Raw genomic sequence first — 19,777 nt, forward strand, 5'->3', positions numbered from 1 at the left:
ATGAGAACGATTGTATCTCCATAATTCATTTCCCGTGATGGTGGGGCGCGGCTAGACTGGCGGCATGCCAGGACTGGTCGCACTCGCCATCGCGATGGGAATCGGGCGCTTCGCCTTCACGCCGCTGCTGCCGATCATGCAGGCGGACGCGGGGCTGGGCGTCGCCGAGGGCGGCTGGCTCGCGTCGGCGAACTACGTGGGCTACCTCGTGGGCGCGTTGCTCGCGCTGCGCCTCGACCTTCCCGCCTCGCGGGTCGTGCGGGGCGGCCTGGCGCTCGTCGCCGTAGTGACCGCCGCCATGGCCCTCACGCACTCGTTCGCGGCCTGGATGGTGCTGCGCTTCGCTGCAGGTGTGGCGAGCGCGTGGGTGCTCGTCTTCGTTTCGTCGTGGGGCTTCGCGCGGCCTGAAGTGGTCTTCGCCGGCGTGGGCACGGGCATCGCGGTGACGGGTCTCGCATGCCTCCTGTTGATGGTGAACTCGGCGACTTCGGGCACGGCGTGGATCGCGCTCGGGGCGATTGCCGCGGTGGGGACCGTAGGCATCTGGCACGCGTTCGGCACTCGGCCCGCCGCAGCCGGGGCAAGTGTTCCCAACGGCTTCGCCTGGACGCCCGAAGCGTGGCGCCTCACCGCGTGCTACGGCATCTTCGGATTCGGCTACATCATTCCCGCGACCTTCCTGCCGGCGATGGCGAAGCAGGTCATCGACGATCCGGTGAAGTTCGGCTGGTCGTGGCCGCTCTTCGGTGCGGCCGCATTGGCCAGCACGCTCGCCGCGGGGTCGTTGCGCAAACGCTTCGGCGATCGCCGCACGTGGATCGCCGCGCACATCGTGATGGCGATCGGCGTCGCGGTTCCGCTCGCGGTGCCCGGCCTCGCCGGCATCCTCGCCTCGGCGTTGCTCGTGGGCGGCACCTTCATGGTCGCCACGATGGCCGGCGTGCAGGAAGCGCGCCGCGTCGCCGGAACCGGCGCACGGACGCTGATCGCCGCCATGACTTCCGCCTTCGCCGTCGGCCAGATCGCGGGGCCGCTCGTGGTGGGCCTCTTCCATAGCTTGTCCCTGTCCCTGCTGCTCGCGGCTTCGTTGCTGCTCGTGAGCGCCTTCTTCCTCCGGAGAACCCCATGAACGACCGCATGCCCCCGCTCACCGACGCCCAGATGAACGATGCCCAGAAGAAGGCGGCGGCCGATCTCATCGCCGGCCCGCGCAAGGGGGTCTTCGGCCCCTTCATCCCGCTGATGCGCAGTCCCGAGCTGATGGATCGCATGCAGCGCGTGGGTGAATACCTGCGCTTCGGCTCGACGGTGCCCGGCAAGCTGAACGAGTTCGCCATGTGCATCGTCGCGCGGCACGTGACGAACCACTTCGAGTGGGCGATCCACTATCCGAACGCGGTGAAGGCTGGCGTGGCGAAAGAGACGCTCGACGCGATCGGCGCGGGACGGCAGCCGCTGTCGATGGCGCCCGACGAGGCGGTGGTCCACGGCTTCGTGACCGAGCTGTTGCGCACGCATGGCGTGAGTGACGCCACGTATGAGGCGGTGCTGAAAGCCCACGGCGAGCAAGGTTTGATCGACCTCGCGGGCCTCGTCGGCTATTTTATCGCGATCTGCCTGGTCATGAACGTGGCCCACACGCCGGCGCCGAAGAGCGACGTAGTACCCCTGGCCCACCTGCCGATGTAACGCAGTTCACTGCAGGCGATCGGCGTCCGGTCTATGCTTTCGGCATGGACGACGTCCACCGCCTGATCCGGGCCATCGATTTCGCCGCCTTCAAGCACCGCAACCAGCGGCGCAAGGACGAGGAGGCCTCGCCGTACATCAACCACCCCATCGCGCTCACGCAGGTGCTGAAGGTGGAGGCGGGCGTCTCGGATATCGACGTGCTCTGCGCCGCGCTGCTGCACGACACGATCGAGGACACGGAGACGACGGTCGAGGAGCTCGTGGCCGAGTTCGGCGCGCACGTCGCGTCGATCGTCGTGGAGGTGACCGACGACACCTCGCTGCCGAAGGCCGAGCGCAAGCGCCTGCAGGTGGAGCACGCGCCGACGCTCACGCGCGAGGCGAAGCTGGTGAAGCTCGCCGACAAGATCTGCAACCTGCGCGACATGGTGGATGCGCCGCCCGCGAAATGGGACCTGGCGCGGCGCCAGGAGTACTTCGACTGGGCCAAGGAAGTAATCGACCAGCTTCGCGGCAGCCATCCGCGGCTGGAGGCCTTGTTCGACCAGGCCTACGCCGGCAAGCCGGCCTGAGCGCTACTCGACGGTGACCGACTTCGCGAGGTTGCGCGGTTTGTCCACATCCGTGCCCCGCTTCAGCGCCGTGTGATACGCGAGGAGCTGCACGGGGATCGTATGCGCGATGGGGGATAGGACTCCGGAGTAGCGCGGCGTACGGATCACGTGCACGCCCTCGCTCTCGGTGAAGTGGCTGTCCAGGTCCGCGAAGACGTAGAGCTCGCCGCCGCGGGCGCGCACTTCCTGCATGTTGGACTTCACCTTTTCCAGCAGCGCGTCGTTGGGCGCGATGACGACGACCGGCATGTTGGAATCCACGAGCGCGAGAGGCCCGTGTTTCAGTTCGCCGGCAGGGTAGGCCTCGGCGTGGATGTAGGAGATTTCTTTGAGCTTCAACGCGCCCTCGAGCGCCACCGGGTAGTGGATGCCGCGGCCGAGGAAGAGCGCGTGTTCCTTCTGCGCGAAACGCTCGGCCCACGCCTGCACCTGGGGCTCGAGGTTCAGCGCGTGCTGGATGGAACCGGGGACGAAGCGGAGCTGCTCCAACTCGGCGGCTTCGCGCTCGGCCGTGAGCTTGCCCTTCGCCTTCGCGATGGCCAGGGCCAGCGTGTAGAGCGACACGAGCTGCGTCGTGAAGGCCTTGGTGGATGCGACGCCGATCTCCATGCCGGCGCGCGTGTAGAACACGAGCCTGGAGGCGCGGGGGATGGCGCTCTCGCGCACGTTGCAGATGGAGAGCGTGTTGCCGTGGCCGAGCTCCTTGGCGCGCTTCAACGCCTCCATCGTGTCCAGCGTCTCTCCGGACTGCGAGATGGTGACGACGAGCTGGCGCGGATTGGCGATCGAATCCCGGTAGCGGTACTCGTGCCCCAGCTCGACGTCGGTGCGAATGCCCGCGACGCCCTCGATCCAGTACTTGGCGACGAGGCCCGCGTAGTAGCTCGTGCCGGAAGCGAGGACGAGCACGGCGTCGATATCGCGGAAAACCCCGGTCGCACTGTCGCCGAACAGCGTGTCGACGTCCACGCCGTTGTCGATCACGCCCTCGATCGTGTCCGCCACGGCGCGGGGCTGCTCGTGGATCTCCTTCTGCATGTAGTGCTGGTAGACGCCGAGATCGACGGCGTCCGCGGAGAGCTGCGAGACGTAGATCTTGCGGTCGACCTTGCGGCGATCCTTGTCGACGACCTCGACGCCGCTGCGATGGATGGCCACCACGTCGCCATCCTCGAGGTACATCACGCGCTTGGTCTCGGCGATGACGGCGGAGACATCGGAGGCGAGGAAGTTCTCACCCTCACCAAGGCCCACGACGAGCGGGCAGCCCATGCGCGCCCCGGCGATGGTCTCGGGATCGGAGAGCGCCACGACGCCGATGGCATAGGCGCCGTGCATGTCCGCGGCCGTCCTCTGCGTGGCCTCGAAGAGGTTCTTCGACTGGGCGTAGTAGTGGTGGATGAGGTGCGCGATGACCTCGGTATCCGTCTGCGACTGGAACACGTAGCCGAGCGCGATGAGGCGCGCGCGCTGGGCCTCGTGGTTCTCGATGATGCCGTTGTGGACGACCGCGATCTCGTTGGAGGAGACGTGCGGGTGCGCGTTGGGCTCGGTCACGCCGCCGTGCGTGGCCCAGCGCGTGTGGGCGATGCCGAGGATGCCCTGGAGGTTTTCCGCCTTCACGGCGCTCTCCATCTCGGCCACGCGGCCCACCCTTCGCACGCGCTGGATGCCGCCGTTCAGCACGGCGATGCCGGCGGAATCGTAGCCGCGGTACTCCAGGCGCTTCAGCCCCTCCGTGAGGATGGGGACGACGTTTCTATCGGCGATGGCCGCGACGATTCCGCACATGGGGTTATTTTCTCACGAGGCGCCGTAGAGGACGTACGGCGCCCAATGCCTCGGGGATGACCACGGCCCTTTGGAGCGGGCGAACTCGAGTTTGGTTTCCCTCAGGGCCTCGGAAGGGGACTTGCCCGCCTTGAGGCGCTTGTAGAAGCGCGGCATGAAGTCGGCGGCGCTTTCGTCGGCGACGCTCCAGAGGGTGAGGACGACAGCGCGCGCGCCGGCAGCCAGGATGGCGCTGGGAAGGCCCACGACGCCCTCCCCGGCGACGAGACTTCCCAGGCCCGTGTCGCACGCGGAGAAGACGACCAGGTCGCTTCTCAGGCGATAGGTGGCCCATTCGGCCGCGGTGACGATTCCATCGCCTCCGCCGTTGCCGGACCCGGAAAGCACGACCCCCGAAAGACTCCCGCCGCGGCTCGAGAGAAATGCGTGCGTCGCAAAGTGAACGAACCGATACCGTCGAAGCTCTCCGCTCGCGTCCAGCGCCCGGAGCAGCTCTTCGTTCGCTGCAACACCGGCCAATACGCGAGACGCCGGAAAGAGCGAGCCGATCGCACGGATCTCGGCTTCAGCGCGGGGCAAGTCGGCCCAGGTGCTCCCTGGACTACGGAACTGCGAGACACCGACGCCGAGAAAATCCAGGCGCGGACTGGTGGTCACGCGAGCGGGCATGATCGCGAGCGAGGCGAGCGACGGTGCGTAGACGACATCCTTGGACTCGAGAACGGTCTGCCGGCCGAGCGCGAGGGCCTCGAACGGAAGGAAGGCAAGCGCGCCGTCTGGAGAGATGATCCAGGTTCTCGCCGACCGGATCTCGGGCGCCAAAGGCTCCAGCAGGCGTGCGGAAAGAGTGCGGCGCACGCTGTCCAGGTCCTTCAACCGCGTCGCGCCCTTGGGCTGCGCCAATGCCCAGCGTGCACTGCCATCGGGCAGCTGCCAGATGCGTTCGGACGCCGGTTCCGGCGACATCGAGAGCCGCCGAAAGACTTCGACGGTCTCCGCGAGGCCCGCGATCGTGCCCAGGTCCTTGGCGACAACGCGTGCCTGCGCGTTCATGGTGATCGCCGTCACCTGGTCACCCGAAACGATGAATTCCACGAAGACCGATCCGGGTGCGAGGACGCGCTTCCACATCGCTCGCGTGTCGATCGACGAGGCCCTGCGCATCACGGGATCGAACGCCTGGCGCAGTTCCTCTTCGGCGCGCGTCCTGTCCGACACCGCTCGAAGATAAGGCGCCGATCCGACGTCGAGCTCGCCCACCCGCTGCTCGGCCTGCGCGAACCGAAGCCGCGCGTCGCGAACCTTCGCGCTATCCGCATGGGGTCGCGCGAGGATCTCGTTCAGCGAACGTGCCCGCGCAAGCTCCGCGATCTCGAGTGCACGTTCCGGATCCCGGAGCGCCAACAGCCGGGCATAGGTTCGATATCCCGCCATGTCAGGGCGGTCGCGGACACCCTGCGCCAGGCGGCCTCGATTCGCGGCACTCGTCGACACACCCGCGCGGATCAGCCCTTCGTTGATCTCGACGAACTGCGCGAGGAGCTCTTGCGCTTCGTCCTTGTTCCCCGAGTTGACCTGCATCTGCGCCAGCAGCGCCATGAAGTTGAGCGTCGTCACGTGACTCGATCCGAATCGCTCTCGGCAGCCCTGGTACAACACATCCATGGAACGCCTCGCCAAGGCCTCGTCTCCGGATGCGAACTGGGCTCGGGCCCAGCCCGCACCCACTTCCAGCTGCCTCCGAGTCACGCTGCGAACCTCGTCGGCGGTGAACGTCCGTCCTCCGAGCTTCGTGAACGATTCCAGCGATCGCGCGGGCTCGCCAAGGCGCAGAAGCGCTTCCGCGCGGATCACGAGCAGCCCCGATTCGACGGACTCGACCCGGTTCGATCCGGCGGGCATCTGCGCCATCGCATCGTCGATAACCTCCAGTGCTTCCGCCGGACGATCGAGCACGAGGAGCGCGAAGGCCTGGTTGCGCGCGGCACTCGCAGTCTCCGCATGTGCCGCACCGAGGAGACGCGCACGCCTAGCGCGGACGTCGGAATACAGAGGCAACGAATCCTCGCTGCGGCCGAGTCGATCGTAGATCACACCGAGAAGTGTCTTGATCCGGAGGGTTTGCACGTCGTCCTCGCCGAGCACCTCGAGGAACGTGGGCAAGGAGCCCGCCACGAGAGGCAGGGCCTCGTCGATCCGGCCGGCTTCCGTGAGCGCAATGCCCAGGTCATGCGTCGCCACGAGCGTGGCGGGATTCTTATCCCCGAGCGTGGATCTCCGCGCCTGCAGGATCTCGGATTGGAGCGCCACGACGCGCTCGTAGTCCCCGCGTTGTTGCAGGCTCGCGGAGAGATTGGCCTTTACGCGCAGCGCGTCCGAACCACCGGCTCCTTGGCGAGCGACCTGGGAGCGAACGAGCACTTCCTGGATCGCGATGGCATCGTCGACCTGGCCCATCGACTGATGTGCGATCGCCAGCGTCTCCTGGCTCGCGAGCGTGTCCGGATGGCTCGGACCCAGCAAGCGCAAGCGGCCTTCGTACGCGATCCGTGCCGCTTCGCGCATCTCCGCGGGGCGGCTGAGGAAGAAGAGGGCCCGGGCTTGCGCTTGTCGCGCGTTGAAGATTTCCGCCAGAGACGCTGTGTTGGGCGCCTTCCAAAGCGAGGCGAGCGCGATCTCGCTCAGAGCGAGACCGAGGTCCGCCCTCGATGCGGCGGTGGCGCGGCGGGCGTGGAGGATGTCGCACTCCGCAACGAGGGGAGCATCGTTGCCGAGGGCGGTGCGGCGCGCGTCGCACGCGCTCTTGGCGGCGGCGAGGGCCGCAGTTGCATCGCGTGCAGAGACGGCGCGATCGATCTCGAGGATCGACGTTCTCGCCTCCTGAAGCTTGGCGCTGCGGGCCGCGAACTCCCGCGCCTGATCCGTGCTCAGCTCCCTCGACGGACCCAGTATCGTTTCAGCTGCACAACGCTCACCCGCAATGCGGACCGTCCAGCTCGCCGAATCGAAAGCGGGCGCTTGCAGCTTAAGCCTCTCCGTTTCGGTCCGGACTTCCTTGTCGCGTTCGAACGCCAATCCCCCGATGTCGATCGACTCGCTGCCCGGCGCACCCGATACGATCGCGACGGTTGCGGCCTGGAGGATCGCGGGGCATGTTGCTTCGATTCGCGACCAGGCAAGTGGCGCGATCAGCTCCGCGCGAGCGCCGGTGGCGAGAGCGGCGATGGCGACGATTCGGACAAGCGCCTTCGAAGAAGCCAATGGTATAAAGGACCCGCCCATGGAGGCGCAAAGGGAGACAAGGGATGGCAACCAAGAAGAAGGTTACCAAAGGCAAGAAAAGCACCGGAAAGGTCCTGCGTAAGTCGATCACGGTACCCAGCGGGACGAACGAGATCGTCCTGACCATTCACATCGGCAAGGGTGGGACCGGCAAGAGCACCGTGATGATGCTCGCGTCGAGCGAGAGCCCGATCCAGCCGGATCCGCCGGAGTGAGACGGGGTTATTGCGCCGCGCCCGATGCGAATCGGAGTGCGGCGCGATTCAGGCCGCGCGACTTCAGCCACGCGCCATGGACGACACGCTCCGACGCGGACGCGTCCGTGCCTGGCCTGCCCGGGGCGGCCTGGGCTTCATCCAGGACAACAAATTCAGTCCAATCGGCGGGCGTGGTTCCGCCTTGTGACGGAAGAATTCCCCACACGTAGTGCCCGCCGCTCTCGAGAGCCACGTTCGCGGGGAGCGTCACGCGACCGTCTCGGGCTTCGGTGCGATGCACGAGGACTCCGGCATCCGTCGCCAGCTCGAACCGCCAGGCGCCGGGCTGCTGCACCCAACTGAACTCGCGTGCCGACGCCGGTGCGACAGCGCCTTCCGGCCCCAGCAGTCGAAGTGACGCGTTGCTCCGCATCACCATCGAGCCCTGCACCAACTCCGAGCCGTTCACCTTCACGTTGCGGTAGGCGTCGTCCAGCTTGCGCGCCTCGACAGCCTTGCCATTGGCGAGCACGCCCTTCGGGGACAGGACGATCTCGGCAGGGCCATCGACTTCGTAGAGTTTCGCATCCTGATCGGCAAACAGGCTGACGCGCGAATCGGAGCTGAGCCGGAAGCGCTCGCCGACCTTCAGGGTGTCGAGGGTGCGAACCGCGGAGGAGTTGGAGCGCACGGCCGTGCCGCGCACTTCGGTAACGACGAGGTCACGAGCCTGGGCGAGCGAGTCCGAGGACACCGCCCACAGAACCACGATCAGGCCCACGACATGGAGCCAGGAAATCGGTGCGGCCTCGCTGCTGCTGATGCGTGCCATCCAGGAATCCCTGACCCTCTGGAAGAAAAGCTCTCCCCGGTTGGGGGACCGGGGAGAGACAAGCATCGGCGGCATGCTCTTGGCCTCACGTCGCCTTAGCAGGTTGCAGGAGAGGAGGGGACCCACAACCTGAGGAGAATCGTGCGCCGAGGCCGTCGGCAAAGCTTTCGTAAACGTCACACGGGTGGTGCTGAATATCGGACAAGAATCCTGCATCCAGTCACCTCCAGGCCCAGCCCTCGACGGGATCGTGGCCGCCGATCTGCAGGGCACCCAGCGCTTCCAGCGGAGCTTCCCCAAGGCGATCGCGGGCTGGGCCGGCCAGGACGGCGCGGGCGCCGTGTCGCTTGGCCTCCTCCTGCAGGCGGGCCGCCACATTGGCCGCATCGCCGATCGCCGTGTAGTTGAAGCGAGTCTTCGCACCCACGTGGCCTACCACCGCCACCCCCACGGCCATGCCCGCAACCATCGATAGTGGGGACTTACCTTCCTTGGTCAGTTCGGCGTTGAGCCGGTCCAGGCCCCGGAACATTTCCTGGAGGGCATCCCAAGCCGCCTTCACCGGATCCGGGAGGGTTTTGGGGGCGCCGAACACGGCCATGACTCCGTCGCCGCGGATGTTGTCGAGCATGCCGTCGTGGCGGTGGATGGCGGTGGCGATCACTTGGTGGAACCGGTTCAGAAGTGTGAGCGCCTCCTCCGGGGTGATCTGTGCGGTCATGGCGGTGGACCCGCGCAGGTCGGCGAAGACGAACGCGAGCTCCCGGCGCTCGCCCACCTTGCCGGGCCGGATCTCGCCACGGAGGATGCCGCGCAGGACGGCCGGGCTCACGTACCCCGAGAACTCCGCGCGCAGGCGTTCGCGCTCGCGGCGCTCCGTCCATGCCTCGTAAGCCGTGCGGCTCACCCAGGCGAGCGCGAGGGTGAAGAGCGGCGCCGCCAGGTCCACCGCCTGGCCGTGCAGCAGCGCGAAGGTCGCGGCGGCGAATCCCAGCGCGCCGACGATCACGCCGGTGACGAACGACAGGCGCCAGTTGCTCATCAGCACGAGCAGCGCCGCCGCCGAGACCAGCAGGAACATCATCGGCCGGCCCGCTTCCTCGGCCGGGTCGCCGTACATCGCGGTTCGCAAGGCCGCCGCATGCACCACGACACCCGGGGAGTCTCGCTTCACCGTTTCCCAACCGGCGAGGTTGACCGGGACGGCGATGCGGTCGGAGAACCGCTGCGTCTCGCCGATCAGCACGATGCGATCACGAAACAGGTTGCTCAGGTACTGGGGGTCGTCGCTCTTGAGGACGCTATGGAACGGCACGTAGCGGAAAGGCGCGCCCAGTGAGTAGTCGATCATGCCGTCGCGGCACTTCTTGGCTTTCAGGGTGCGACACAGGCGACCCACCAGCGTCGGAAACGCCGCGTCGTCGGTCGGGATGGCGAGCGAGAAGCGCCGCGTGAGGCCGTCCGCATCGCGCGCGAAAAGCGTGATGCCGAGGCGCTCCTCGCGAAGCACGGCGAGGAACGGCAGGTGGATGTTCTTGGCGGCGTTCGTTCGCGGATCGATGGCGAGCGAGGCGACCAGCGGGCCGTTCTCGCGCGCCGCGGCGAGCCCCGCCATGAGCGCCCGGTCGAGGCCGGGGCGCATCGCATCGAACGAGCGGTCAGGCAGCGTGATGTCGAGGCCGATGGCCTTCGGCTTGGCCGATGCGAGCTTCGCGAGAACGCGCCCGAGCGGCTCGTGCCAGAGGCCAAGCGGTTCCGGAATCTCCTGGAACGTGCGGTCGTCGACGCCGACGATGATGATGTCGTCGGGCGCGGGCTTCGGATCGAACTTGCGGAGAAGGTCGAACTCCGCGTCGAGGAGCATGAGGTCGATGCGCTCCGCGACCGGGGTCCACGAGAAGAGCAGGCCCACGAGGGCCAGGGCGGCAACGGCATATCCACGCATCGCGGCCATCTTAGACGTGCACCCCCGCGGGTGCTAGACTTTCGGAGTCCCACGCCTGCCCAAGAAAAAACCCCGATGCAAGGCGACGCGCCCAGTCCTGCCCAGCTTTCCGCCATCGAGGATGCCTTCGTCAAGAAGCTCGCATCCCTCGGGCGGCTGCGCACCTACCCGAAGAACACGGTCTTCATCACCGAGGGCGACCAGAGCGACTCGGTCTTCGTCGTGATCAGCGGCAAGGTGAAGGTCTTCGTGGCGGATACCGAAGGCCACGAGATGATCCTCGACACGCACGGCCCCGGCGAATACGTGGGCGAGATGGCGATGGACGGCAATCCCCGTTCGGCCTCGTGCATGACGCTCGAGCCCACCACGTTCTCCGTCGTGGCGCGCGATCCGATCCGCGAGGCGATCCGCGCCAACCCCGACTTCGCGCTCGACATGATCGCGAAGGTGATCGACCGTGCCCGCCTGGCCACGGACAACGTGAAGCACCTCGCGCTGCTGGATGTCTACGGCCGCGTCGCTCGCCTGCTGCTCAACATGGCGGTAGAGCAACCCGACGGGAAACTGATGATCCCCGAGAAGCTCACGCAGCAGGAGATCGCGGAGCGCGTCGGCGCCTCGCGCGACATGGTGAGCCGCATTTTCCGCGACCTCTCGCAGGGCGGCTACATCACGGTCGAGAACCGCTTCATCACGATCAACAAGAAGCCTCCGGCGCGCTGGTAGGTCCCCGTTTCCGGGGAATATTCAGCACGCGGCTTCGGGATTCGGGCCGCGCGGCCGCACCCCTCGTCGAAATACCCTGGTCGTCTCCTCACGGAGGTAGACCATGATGGAAGACCCATTCAGGAAGGACCACGACCCCACGCCGGGGCCGGACGAGCGCGACTGGCTGCGGGGGAATTTCTATCACCTGCTGGGGCGGGCGACGCTGATGATCGGCTACGCCATCGTGATCGGCGTGGGCACCAGCGTGATCCTCGATCGCCAGGGCGCGCTGCCGGCGATGGCCGCGGCCGAAGCTCCGGCGCCCATTCCCGCTTCGCCGCCCCGCTAGCCTTTCTGCGGGCGCTTCCACTCCGGGCGCGTGACCTGGGTCTTCTGCGTCACCGTGAGGCCGCCGGGCGGCACGTCCTTCGTGATGGTGGCGCCGGCGCCAATCGTCGCACCCTTGCCGACCGTCACCGGTGCCACGAGCTGCACGTCGGAGCCGATGTGCACGCCGTCCTCGATCACTGTGCGGTGCTTGTTCGCGCCGTCGTAGTTGCAGGTAATGGTGCCGGCGCCGATGTTCACGTCGCGGCCCACGGTGCTGTCGCCCACGTACGCGAGGTGATTCGCTTTCGAGCCCCGGCCGATCGTGCTCGCCTTCACCTCGACGAAGTTGCCGACGTGCGCCTCGTCGCCGATCGTGCTGTCGGGACGAATGCGGGCATAGGGGCCGATGCGGGCGTTGGCGCCGATCTTCGCCTGGTCGACCATCGTGAAGGGCAGGAGCTGCGTGCCCGCTCCGATCTCGGATTCGCGCACGATGCAGTGGGCGCCGATCTTCACGCCGTCGCCGAGCACGACGCGGCCTTCGAAGATGCAGTTCACGTCGATGGAAACGTCGCGCCCGCACGTGAGCTCGCCACGCACGTCGAGGCGCGCGGGATCCGCGAGCGTGACACCTGCGTCGAGTAGCTGCCGGGCCTGGGTCATCTGGTAGTGGCGCTCGAGCGCCGCGAGCTCCGCCTTGCTGTTCACGCCCACGCACTCTTGCGGCGACGAGGGGTGGCGCACGTCGATCGGCGTTCCATCGGCCACAGCGGCCGCGACGACGTCGGTCAGATAGTACTCCGCCTGAGCGTTGTCATTCCGCAGGCCCGCGAGCCACGCATCGAGCTTCGCGCGCGGCATCGCCATGATGCCGGTGTTGATCTCGCGAATCGTCCGCTCGGCCTCGGTGGCGTCCTTCTCCTCGACGATCTTCACCACGCGGCCCCCGTTCCTCACGATGCGGCCGTAGCCTTTCGGTTCGGCCAACTCCTGCGTGAGCAGGGCGAGGTGCCCCTGGTCCGCGGCGTCGACCAGCGAGCGCAGCGTGCCCGAGGCGATGAGCGGCACGTCGCCGTAGAGAATGAGCACCGTTCCGCCCGCGTCGAGCGCCGGCAGCGCCTGCATGACCGCGTGGCCCGTGCCTTTCTGCTCCGATTGCGTGGCGTAGGTGATCGCGGTGTCGTTCATTGCGCCCGCGACGGACTCTCCGCCATGGCCGATCACCACGGCGAGGCGGCTCGGCGAGAGCCGCTTCGCGGTGGCGACGACGTGGTGGAGCAGCGGCTTGCCGCCGATCGGATGGAGGACCTTCGGAAGGTCCGATCGCATGCGCTTGCCCTGTCCCGCGGCAAGGATGACGACTTGGAGGGTCACCCCGACAGCTTACTTTAGCTTGCGAAGCTTGCTGATGGCGGCGATCTGGGCGACGGCCTGGGCCAGCTCGGCCTGGGCGGCCGCGATGTCCATCGCGCCGGAGCGATCGGTGAGCGCTTCCTCGGCCCGGCGCTTCGCCTCGAGGGCCTTGGCCTCGTCGAGGTCATGCGCCCGTACCGACGTGTCCGCCAGAACAGTCACCACGTCCGGCTGCACTTCCATCATGCCGCCCGAGACGTAGATGAACTCCTCGGTGCCGTCGGCGCTCTTCACGCGCACCGTGCCCGGCTTGATGCGGGTGATGAGGGGGATATGCTCGGGCAGGATGCCGAGCTCGCCCGCCTCGCCCGGGGCGATGACCATCAGCGCCTCGCCCGAGAAGATGGCCTGCTCGGCGCTGACGATATCGACGTGGAGTGTCTTGGCCATGTCTCGTTACAGCGTCTTGGCTTTTTCGAACGCTTCCTCGATCGGGCCGACCATGTAGAAGGCCTGCTCGGGAAGGGAGTCGCACTCGCCGTTGACGATCATGTTGAAGCCCTTGATCGTGTCCTTCAACGTCACGTACTTGCCCGGCGAGCCGGTGAACACCTCGGCCACGTGGAACGGCTGCGACAGGAAGCGCTGGATCTTGCGCGCGCGCCCGACCGCCAGCTTGTCCTCGGGCGAAAGCTCGTCCATGCCCAGGATCGCGATGATGTCGCGCAGCTCCTTGTAGCGCTGCAGCACGGCTTGCACGGCGCGCGTGGTGTTGTAGTGCTCCTCGCCGATCACGTGCGGATCGACCTGGCGCGAGTTCGAATCGAGCGGATCCACCGCGGGGTAGATGCCGAGCGAGGCGATGTCGCGCGAGAGAACGACGGTCGCGTCCAGGTGGCCGAACGTGGTCGCGGGCGACGGGTCCGTCAAGTCATCCGCGGGCACGTAGACCGCCTGGATGGACGTGATGGAGCCCTTCTTGGTGGAGGTGATGCGCTCCTGCAGGCGGCCCATCTCTTCGGCGAGCGTCGGCTGGTAGCCCACGGCGGAAGGCATGCGGCCCAGCAGCGCGGACACTTCGGTGCCGGCGAGCGTGAAGCGGTAGATGTTGTCGACGAAGAAAAGGATGTCGCGGCCTTCGTCGCGGAAACGCTCGGCCATCGTGAGGCCCGTGAGCGCCACGCGCAGGCGGTTGCCCGGGGGCTCGTTCATCTGGCCGAACACCATCGCCACTTTTGAGTCCTCGAGCTTCTCCTGGACGATGACCTTCGCGTCCGACATCTCGTGGTAGAAGTCGTTGCCCTCGCGCGTGCGCTCGCCCACGCCGGCGAACACCGACAGGCCCGAGTGCTGCTTCGCGATGTTGTTGATGAGCTCGAGCATGTTCACGGTCTTGCCGACACCGGCGCCGCCGAACAGGCCGACCTTGCCGCCCTTGGCGAACGGGGCCACGAGGTCGATCACCTTGATGCCCGTTTCGAGCAGCTCGACGGAAGGCGAGAGCTGATCGAACTTCGGCGCCATGGCGTGGATGGAACGGTACTCGTCGGCTTTCACCGGGCCGCGCTCGTCGATCGGGCGGCCGAGAACGTCCATCACGCGGCCGAGTGTTGCGGGGCCCACGGGCACGGAGATCGGCTTGCCGGTGTTCTTCACCTTCATGCCGCGGCGCAGGCCGTCGGAGGAGCCCATCGCGATCGTGCGCACGACGCCGTCGCCGAGCTGCTGCTCGACTTCGAACGTGAGGCCCTTCTCGGCGAAGGAATTGCCTTCCTCGACGAGGGTCAGGGCGTCGTACACCTTCGGCATGCCTTCGCGCGCGAACTGGATGTCGATCACCGCCCCGATGCACTGGACGATGCGGCCTTCGGTCATTTGGGTGCTCATGGTGTGTTCCCGGTAGTGAATGCTTGAATGCGTTTAGACGGCGGCAGCGCCACCGACGATCTCGGAGAGTTCCTTGGTGATCGCGGCCTGGCGGCTCTTGTTGTAGACGAGCGTGAGGTCGTCGATCACCGACGACGCGTTGTCGCTGGCGGACTTCATCGCCACCATGCGCGCCGACTGCTCGCTCGCGATGTTCTCCGCGAGCGCCTGGAAGATGAGGGCTTCGAGGTAGCGGCGCAGAAGCTGGTCGAGGACCGTCTTCGCGTCCGGCTCGTACATGTAGTCCCAGTTCTGGCGCGCCGCGCGGGCATCCTTGGCGAGGCGCTCGGCCGGCAGCGGCAGCAGCTGCTCGACCACCGGCTCCTGCTTCATCGTGTTGATGAAGCGCGTGTAGACCACGTAGAGCGCGCCGATCTTGCCTTCGCGGTACGCGTCGATCTGCACCTTCACCGGACCGACCAGGGCGTCCAGGTGCGGGCGGTCGCCCAGGCCCACGACGTGCGACACCACGTTGGCGCGCACGCGCTGCAGGAAACCGAACGCCTTGTTGCCGATGGCGGTGTACTGGACGGTCGCGCCCTGTTCGGCCAGGTCCTTCGCCTTCTGCGTGACGAGGCGAAGCACGTTGGTATTCAGCGCGCCGCACAAGCCCTTGTCGGAGGTCACCACCAGCACGCCGATGTCCTTGCGGTCGCCCTTCTGCACGAGGAACGGGTGGCGGTACTCGGGGTTCGCGTGGGCCAGGTGCGCGGCGATGTTGCGGATCTTGTCGCCGTACGGGCGCGCCTGGCGCATGCGCTCCTGCGCCTTCCTCATCTTGGAAGCCGCGACCATCTCCATGGCCTTGGTGATCTTGCGCGTATTTTGCACGCTCTTGATCTTGGTGCGGATTTCTCTGGAGCCAGCCATATTTCCTCTTTGTCACCCCCGCGGAAGCGGGGGTCCAGTCTGGGTTCCCGCCTACGCGGGAACGACGTCAATAGGTGCCGTTCTTCTTGAAGTCTTTGATCGCGTCGTGCAGCTTGGCCTCGTCGTCCTTCGAGAGGTCCTTCGTGGACTCGATGCGGTCGACGAGGTCGGCGTACTTGCCCTTCACGTAGTCGCGCATGGCGCGTTCGGCGGCGAGGGCCTTCTTCACTTCGACGTCGTCGTAGTAGCCGTTGTTGACCGCGAAGAGCACCAGCGCCATTTCCCAGACCTGCAGCGGCTGGTACTGGGGCTGCTTCATCAGTTCGGTGACCATGCGGCCGCGCTCGAGCTGCTTGCGGGTGGCTTCGTCGAGGTCGGAGGCGAACTGCGCGAAGGCCGCCAGCTCGCGGTACTGCGCGAGTGCGAGACGGACACCGCCGCCCAGCTTCTTGATGATCTTCGTCTGCGCCGCGCCACCCACGCGCGACACGGAGATGCCCGCGTTGATGGCGGGGCGGATGCCGGCGTTGAAGAGGTCGGTCTCCAGGAAGATCTGGCCGTCGGTGATCGAGATCACGTTGGTCGGCACGAACGCGGACACGTCGCCGGCCTGCGTCTCGATGACGGGGAGCGCCGTGAGCGAACCCGTCTTGCCTTTCACGGCGCCCTTGGTGAAGTCCTCGACGTACTTCTCGTTCACGCGCGCGGCGCGCTCGAGCAGGCGCGAGTGGAGATAGAACACGTCGCCGGGATACGCTTCGCGGCCCGGCGGGCGGCGCAGCAGCAGCGAGATCTGGCGGTAGGCCCAGGCCTGCTTGGTCAAGTCGTCATAGATGATCAGCGCGTCCTGGCCGCGGTCGCGGAAGTACTCGCCCATCGTGCAGCCCGAGTACGGCGCGATGTACTGCATCGCGGCCGGGTCGGAAGCCGAGGCGGCGACGACGATCGTGTACGCCATGGCGCCGGACTCTTCGAGCTTGCGGACCACGTTCGCGATCGTCGAAGCCTTCTGGCCGACGGCGACGTAGATGCAGAAAAGATCCTTGCCCTTCTGGTTGATGATCGCGTCGACGGCGACGGCGGTCTTGCCCGTCTGGCGGTCGCCGATGATCAGCTCGCGCTGGCCACGGCCGACCGGGACCATCGCGTCGATGGACTTCAAGCCCGTCTGCACCGGCTGCGAAACCGATTTGCGCGCGATCACGCCCGGGGCGACCTTCTCGATCGGCTCCGTCATCTTGGCGTTGACCGGGCCCTTGCCGTCGATCGGCTGGCCCAGCGAGTTCACCACGCGGCCGATCAGCTCGGGGCCGACGGGCACTTCCAGGATGCGGCCCGTGGCTTTCACGGTGTCGCCTTCGGAGATGTGCTCGTAGGCACCCAGCACGACGGCGCCGACGGAGTCGCGCTCGAGGTTCAGCGCGAGGCCGAAGGTGTTGCCGGGGAATTCGAGCATCTCGCCCTGCATCACGTCGGCCAGGCCGTGGACGCGGCAAATGCCGTCGGTCACGGAGATCACGGTGCCCTCGGTGCGCTTTTCGGCGGCGACCTGGAGGTTCTGGATCTTCGACTTGATCAGTTCGCTGATTTCGGACGGGTTGATCTGCATTGCTGTTCCTTTAGCGGGCGAGCGCCGCGGCCATGTGGTCCAGGGCGTCGCGCACGGAGGCGTGGATGACTTGGTCGCCGACCTGCACGCGGGCGCCGCCGAGCAACTCGGGGTCCACGGCATGTTCGGCTTCGACCTTGCGGCCGTATTGCTTTTCGAGCGCGCCGACGATGGAGGCGCGCTGGGCGTCGTCCATCGGGTGGGCGCTGGTGATCTTCGCGTGCACCACGCGCTCGCTCTCGTGCTTCAGCTCCTCGAAGAGCGTGGCGACGAAGGGCAGCAGCACTTCGCGGTGGTTGTCGACCAGCATGCCGATGAGGCGCTTCACCTCGTCGTCGAGCTTGTCGCCGCCCACGCTGAAGAACAGCTCGCGCTTCTGGGCGGCCGACACCTTCGGGTTGTTGAGCACCGAGCGCATCGTGTCGTCGCTCGCGATGGCGGCGGCGAGCGCGAGCCCGCCGGCAGCGCTCTCGAGCGACTTGCGTTCCAGCGCCGACTTGAAGACAGCTTCGGCGTAGGGACGCGCGACGGTGAGGAGCTCGGCCATGGCTAGAGCTGACCCTTCAGCTGGTTCAGCATCTCGGCGTGGGCCTTCGCATCGACCTCGCGGCGCAGGATCTTCTCCGCACCGGCGACGGCGAGCAGCGCGACCTGCTCGCGCAGCACCTGCTTGGCCGACTGCACTTCCTGCTGCACCGCGGCGTGCGCGGCGGTGACGATGCGCTCGCCCTCGCTCTTCGCGGCACCCTTCGACTCCTCGATCCGGGCGGCGGCGGCCTTGTCGGCGTTGGCGACGATCTCCTGCGCGCGCGCCTTGGCGTCCGCGAGGATCTTGTCGGCTTCCTTCTTGGCGTCGACGAGCGAGTTGCGGCCCTTCTCGGCTTCGGCGAGGCCTTCGGTGATGTTCTTCTGGCGCGCTTCGATCGGGGCCAGGATCATCGGCCAGACGAAGGAGACGGTGAACCAGATGAACAGGGCGAAGACGATCGCCTGCACGAGCATCGTGGCGTTGAGATCCATGGTGCTTCCCTCTCGGGCGTCTGCGGTTAGCGGAAGCCGGCGGCCAGCGGGTTGGCGAACGCGAAGAACATCGCGAGGCCGACGCCGATGATGAACGACGCGTCGATCAGGCCGAGCAGCAGGAACACCTTCGCCTGGAGGGCGGGCATCAGTTCCGGCTGGCGGGCGGCGCCTTCGAGGAAGCGCGAGCACATGATGCCCACGCCCACGCAAGCGCCGAGGGCGCCAAGGCCGATCATGAGGCCGATGCCGATCCCGGTGTAAGCCTGGATCATGGCCAGCATTTGAAGTTTTTCCATGGTCAATTTTCCTTTACTGGGGTTTGCAGTTGGGTGAAAAAATCAGTGACTCTCGTGCGCCATCGCGATGTAGACGATGGTGAGCATCATGAAGATGTAGGCCTGCAGCAGCACGATCAGCACGTGGAACGCGGCCCAGCTCCAGCCGAAGACCACGGCGGCGATTCCGCCGACGACGCCCGTCGCGCCGAGCATCCAGATCAGCAGGAAGATGATCTCGCCGGCGTAGATGTTGCCGAAGAGACGCAGCGAATGGCTGAGGGGCTTGGAGATGTATTCGACGAGGTTGAACAGGAAGTTCAGGGGCCACAGGAGCGGGTTCGATCCGAACGGCGCGCAGAAGAGCTCGTGGAAGAAGCCGCCCACGCCCTTCACCTTGAAGCCGAAGGCGATCATCAGCACCCAGACGGACAGCGCGAGCGCGAAGGTCGTGTTCACGTCCGCCGTGGGCACGATGCGGAAGCCGTGCTCGCCATGCGGGATGTAGTGCGTCACCACGGCGACGAGGTCGGCCGGGAAGAAGTCCATGCAGTTCATCAGCAACACCCACACGAAGACGGTGAGCGCGAGCGGGGCGACGAACTTGTGCGGATCGCCGTGGAAGATGCCGCGGACGTTGTCGGTCACGGCCGTGAAGAGGACCTCGACGAATGCCTGGCGCCGGTTGGGTACGCCGGCCGTCATGCCCTTGGCGATCCACCAGAAGAAGCCGAGGCCCACGAAGCCCAGCAGCACGGACATCACGAGCGTGTCGACGTTGAGCGTCCAGAAGCCGCCCTCGCCGATGGGCTTCTGAAGGAACGTCAGGTGGTGACTGATGTATTCGGAAGGACTTGCGTACGCCGCCATCGCGATTCCCTAATAGTTTTCTCTCAAGCGTCTTTCACGACGATGGCCGTGGCCGACACCAGCACAGTAGCGACGAAAGCGACCAGGAAGCTCGCCACCACCATCTCCCTGTAGTTCACCAGCACGACCCAGAGCTGCACGACGATCAGGAGGATCTTCACGCCCTCCGCCCGGAACATCGTGACCAGCGCCTGCCCTGCCGATTTTCTCTCGCGCCGTGTGACAAGCCATCCGTAGGCCCAACCGGCGATCACGTTGACGAGCCCCCCAAGGGCCGCCGACAGCGCGCCGTGCATCCCCCAGATAAACCCGCCCGCGGCCGCTAACACGGCGCTGACGATCAGTTGCCACCGGAGGGTGGTGCGGATGGGCCTGCTTCGAATTCCCCAATACATGGCAGGGCCGCGAGAAAAACCGGTCAATTATAGCTGAAAAGTACCTTGCGCCGCAGCATTCC

Annotated in this window: 20 protein-coding genes; 6 read left to right on the forward strand and 14 right to left on the reverse strand. The window is 66.6% G+C overall.

Going from position 1 to position 19,777, the window contains the following annotated elements:
- Positions 1-64 precede the first annotated feature (64 nt).
- From DSM104443_RS21550 to DSM104443_RS21560, 3 genes are read left to right on the forward strand one after another with little or no spacing between them, the layout of a single operon-like run.
- The gene (locus tag DSM104443_RS21550) at positions 65-1,129 is read left to right on the forward strand and encodes a YbfB/YjiJ family MFS transporter (RefSeq protein ID WP_171096041.1); all 1,065 of its coding nucleotides are present in this window, start codon (positions 65-67) and stop codon (positions 1,127-1,129) included.
- Positions 1,126-1,689: a carboxymuconolactone decarboxylase family protein gene (locus tag DSM104443_RS21555; RefSeq protein WP_171096043.1), complete on the forward strand. Its 564-nt coding sequence runs from the start codon at positions 1,126-1,128 to the stop codon at positions 1,687-1,689. Before DSM104443_RS21550 ends, DSM104443_RS21555 begins: the two co-directional genes overlap by 4 nt.
- 44 nt (positions 1,690-1,733) lie before the next feature.
- Positions 1,734-2,264, forward strand: a complete 531-nt coding sequence (locus tag DSM104443_RS21560) for an HD domain-containing protein (RefSeq protein ID WP_171096045.1) — start codon at positions 1,734-1,736, stop codon at positions 2,262-2,264.
- 3 nt (positions 2,265-2,267) lie between these two features.
- Here DSM104443_RS21560 and glmS read toward each other — a convergent pair whose 3' ends face one another.
- The gene (gene glmS, locus DSM104443_RS21565; protein ID WP_171096047.1) at positions 2,268-4,097 is read right to left on the reverse strand and encodes a glutamine--fructose-6-phosphate transaminase (isomerizing); all 1,830 of its coding nucleotides are present in this window, start codon (positions 4,095-4,097) and stop codon (positions 2,268-2,270) included.
- Between the two features lie 12 nt (positions 4,098-4,109).
- A complete protein-coding gene (locus DSM104443_RS21570; protein ID WP_171096050.1) occupies positions 4,110-7,358 on the reverse strand; it encodes a CHAT domain-containing tetratricopeptide repeat protein in 3,249 nt (1,082 codons plus the stop codon).
- Positions 7,359-7,402: 44 nt separating this feature from the next.
- Between DSM104443_RS21570 and DSM104443_RS21575 the strand changes: the two genes are divergently transcribed.
- On the forward strand, positions 7,403-7,594 hold the full coding sequence (locus DSM104443_RS21575) for a hypothetical protein (RefSeq protein WP_171096052.1): 192 nt from the start codon (positions 7,403-7,405) through the stop codon (positions 7,592-7,594).
- A 7-nt stretch (positions 7,595-7,601) separates the two neighbouring features.
- Here the strand turns inward: DSM104443_RS21575 and DSM104443_RS21580 are convergent, their stop codons facing one another.
- Positions 7,602-8,408 carry a hypothetical protein gene (locus DSM104443_RS21580; RefSeq protein ID WP_171096054.1) on the reverse strand — a complete coding sequence of 269 codons (807 nt, stop codon included), beginning with the start codon at positions 8,406-8,408 and terminating at the stop codon, positions 7,602-7,604.
- 220 nt (positions 8,409-8,628) lie between these two features.
- Complete coding sequence (locus DSM104443_RS21585) at positions 8,629-10,362, reverse strand: CHASE2 domain-containing protein (protein ID WP_171096055.1); 1,734 nt, start codon at positions 10,360-10,362, stop codon at positions 8,629-8,631.
- 66 nt (positions 10,363-10,428) lie between these two features.
- Here DSM104443_RS21585 and DSM104443_RS21590 point away from each other — a divergent pair, with 66 nt between their 5' ends.
- Positions 10,429-11,082, forward strand: coding sequence for a Crp/Fnr family transcriptional regulator (locus DSM104443_RS21590; protein ID WP_171096057.1), 654 nt, complete (start codon positions 10,429-10,431; stop codon positions 11,080-11,082).
- 103 nt (positions 11,083-11,185) lie between these two features.
- The gene (locus tag DSM104443_RS21595; protein ID WP_171096059.1) at positions 11,186-11,413 is read left to right on the forward strand and encodes a hypothetical protein; all 228 of its coding nucleotides are present in this window, start codon (positions 11,186-11,188) and stop codon (positions 11,411-11,413) included.
- Here DSM104443_RS21595 and glmU read toward each other — a convergent pair.
- From glmU to DSM104443_RS21645, 10 genes are all read right to left on the reverse strand, one after another.
- A complete protein-coding gene (gene glmU / locus DSM104443_RS21600) occupies positions 11,410-12,723 on the reverse strand; it encodes a bifunctional UDP-N-acetylglucosamine diphosphorylase/glucosamine-1-phosphate N-acetyltransferase GlmU (RefSeq protein WP_171096692.1) in 1,314 nt (437 codons plus the stop codon). The two genes, DSM104443_RS21595 and glmU, sit on opposite strands and share 4 nt — an antisense overlap.
- 54 nt (positions 12,724-12,777) lie before the next feature.
- Entirely contained in the window at positions 12,778-13,197 is a 420-nt protein-coding gene (locus tag DSM104443_RS21605) for a F0F1 ATP synthase subunit epsilon (protein ID WP_171096061.1), read from the reverse strand.
- Between the two features lie 6 nt (positions 13,198-13,203).
- The gene (gene atpD, locus DSM104443_RS21610; RefSeq protein ID WP_171096694.1) at positions 13,204-14,622 is read right to left on the reverse strand and encodes a F0F1 ATP synthase subunit beta; all 1,419 of its coding nucleotides are present in this window, start codon (positions 14,620-14,622) and stop codon (positions 13,204-13,206) included.
- A 45-nt stretch (positions 14,623-14,667) separates the two neighbouring features.
- A complete protein-coding gene (atpG, locus tag DSM104443_RS21615; RefSeq protein WP_171096063.1) occupies positions 14,668-15,543 on the reverse strand; it encodes a F0F1 ATP synthase subunit gamma in 876 nt (291 codons plus the stop codon).
- A 67-nt stretch (positions 15,544-15,610) separates the two neighbouring features.
- Positions 15,611-17,152, reverse strand: a complete 1,542-nt coding sequence (gene atpA, locus DSM104443_RS21620) for a F0F1 ATP synthase subunit alpha (protein ID WP_171096065.1) — start codon at positions 17,150-17,152, stop codon at positions 15,611-15,613.
- 10 nt (positions 17,153-17,162) lie between these two features.
- Positions 17,163-17,699 carry a F0F1 ATP synthase subunit delta gene (locus DSM104443_RS21625; RefSeq protein ID WP_171096067.1) on the reverse strand — a complete coding sequence of 179 codons (537 nt, stop codon included), beginning with the start codon at positions 17,697-17,699 and terminating at the stop codon, positions 17,163-17,165.
- Positions 17,700-17,701: 2 nt separating this feature from the next.
- On the reverse strand, positions 17,702-18,172 hold the full coding sequence (locus tag DSM104443_RS21630) for a F0F1 ATP synthase subunit B (RefSeq protein WP_171096069.1): 471 nt from the start codon (positions 18,170-18,172) through the stop codon (positions 17,702-17,704).
- Between the two features lie 26 nt (positions 18,173-18,198).
- Positions 18,199-18,471 carry a F0F1 ATP synthase subunit C gene (gene atpE / locus DSM104443_RS21635; protein ID WP_171096071.1) on the reverse strand — a complete coding sequence of 91 codons (273 nt, stop codon included), beginning with the start codon at positions 18,469-18,471 and terminating at the stop codon, positions 18,199-18,201.
- Positions 18,472-18,513: 42 nt separating this feature from the next.
- Positions 18,514-19,320 carry a F0F1 ATP synthase subunit A gene (gene atpB, locus DSM104443_RS21640; protein ID WP_171096073.1) on the reverse strand — a complete coding sequence of 269 codons (807 nt, stop codon included), beginning with the start codon at positions 19,318-19,320 and terminating at the stop codon, positions 18,514-18,516.
- Positions 19,321-19,343: 23 nt separating this feature from the next.
- Entirely contained in the window at positions 19,344-19,715 is a 372-nt protein-coding gene (locus DSM104443_RS21645) for an ATP synthase subunit I (RefSeq protein WP_281359575.1), read from the reverse strand.
- Positions 19,716-19,777: the final 62 nt, after the last annotated feature.

This window comes from Usitatibacter rugosus (assembly GCF_013003965.1).
Taxonomy (GTDB): domain Bacteria; phylum Pseudomonadota; class Gammaproteobacteria; order Burkholderiales; family Usitatibacteraceae; genus Usitatibacter; species Usitatibacter rugosus.

Excerpts from the sequence above, each read along its gene's own strand:
- DSM104443_RS21550 (WP_171096041.1), top strand. The coding sequence starts at position 65 with ATGCCAGGACTGGTCGCACTCGCCATCGCGATGGGAATCGGGCGCTTC.
- DSM104443_RS21555 (WP_171096043.1), top strand. The coding sequence starts at position 1,126 with ATGAACGACCGCATGCCCCCGCTCACCGACGCCCAGATGAACGATGCC.
- DSM104443_RS21560 (WP_171096045.1), top strand. The coding sequence starts at position 1,734 with ATGGACGACGTCCACCGCCTGATCCGGGCCATCGATTTCGCCGCCTTC.
- glmS (WP_171096047.1), bottom strand. The coding sequence starts at position 4,097 with ATGTGCGGAATCGTCGCGGCCATCGCCGATAGAAACGTCGTCCCCATC.
- DSM104443_RS21575 (WP_171096052.1), top strand. The coding sequence starts at position 7,403 with ATGGCAACCAAGAAGAAGGTTACCAAAGGCAAGAAAAGCACCGGAAAG.
- DSM104443_RS21580 (WP_171096054.1), bottom strand. The coding sequence starts at position 8,408 with ATGGCACGCATCAGCAGCAGCGAGGCCGCACCGATTTCCTGGCTCCAT.
- DSM104443_RS21585 (WP_171096055.1), bottom strand. The coding sequence starts at position 10,362 with ATGGCCGCGATGCGTGGATATGCCGTTGCCGCCCTGGCCCTCGTGGGC.
- DSM104443_RS21590 (WP_171096057.1), top strand. The coding sequence starts at position 10,429 with ATGCAAGGCGACGCGCCCAGTCCTGCCCAGCTTTCCGCCATCGAGGAT.
- DSM104443_RS21595 (WP_171096059.1), top strand. The coding sequence starts at position 11,186 with ATGATGGAAGACCCATTCAGGAAGGACCACGACCCCACGCCGGGGCCG.
- glmU (WP_171096692.1), bottom strand. The coding sequence starts at position 12,723 with ATGCGATCGGACCTTCCGAAGGTCCTCCATCCGATCGGCGGCAAGCCG.
- DSM104443_RS21605 (WP_171096061.1), bottom strand. The coding sequence starts at position 13,197 with ATGGCCAAGACACTCCACGTCGATATCGTCAGCGCCGAGCAGGCCATC.
- atpD (WP_171096694.1), bottom strand. The coding sequence starts at position 14,622 with ATGACCGAAGGCCGCATCGTCCAGTGCATCGGGGCGGTGATCGACATC.
- atpG (WP_171096063.1), bottom strand. The coding sequence starts at position 15,543 with ATGGCTGGCTCCAGAGAAATCCGCACCAAGATCAAGAGCGTGCAAAAT.
- atpA (WP_171096065.1), bottom strand. The coding sequence starts at position 17,152 with ATGCAGATCAACCCGTCCGAAATCAGCGAACTGATCAAGTCGAAGATC.
- DSM104443_RS21625 (WP_171096067.1), bottom strand. The coding sequence starts at position 17,699 with ATGGCCGAGCTCCTCACCGTCGCGCGTCCCTACGCCGAAGCTGTCTTC.
- DSM104443_RS21630 (WP_171096069.1), bottom strand. The coding sequence starts at position 18,172 with ATGGATCTCAACGCCACGATGCTCGTGCAGGCGATCGTCTTCGCCCTG.
- atpE (WP_171096071.1), bottom strand. The coding sequence starts at position 18,471 with ATGGAAAAACTTCAAATGCTGGCCATGATCCAGGCTTACACCGGGATC.
- atpB (WP_171096073.1), bottom strand. The coding sequence starts at position 19,320 with ATGGCGGCGTACGCAAGTCCTTCCGAATACATCAGTCACCACCTGACG.
- DSM104443_RS21645 (WP_281359575.1), bottom strand. The coding sequence starts at position 19,715 with ATGTATTGGGGAATTCGAAGCAGGCCCATCCGCACCACCCTCCGGTGG.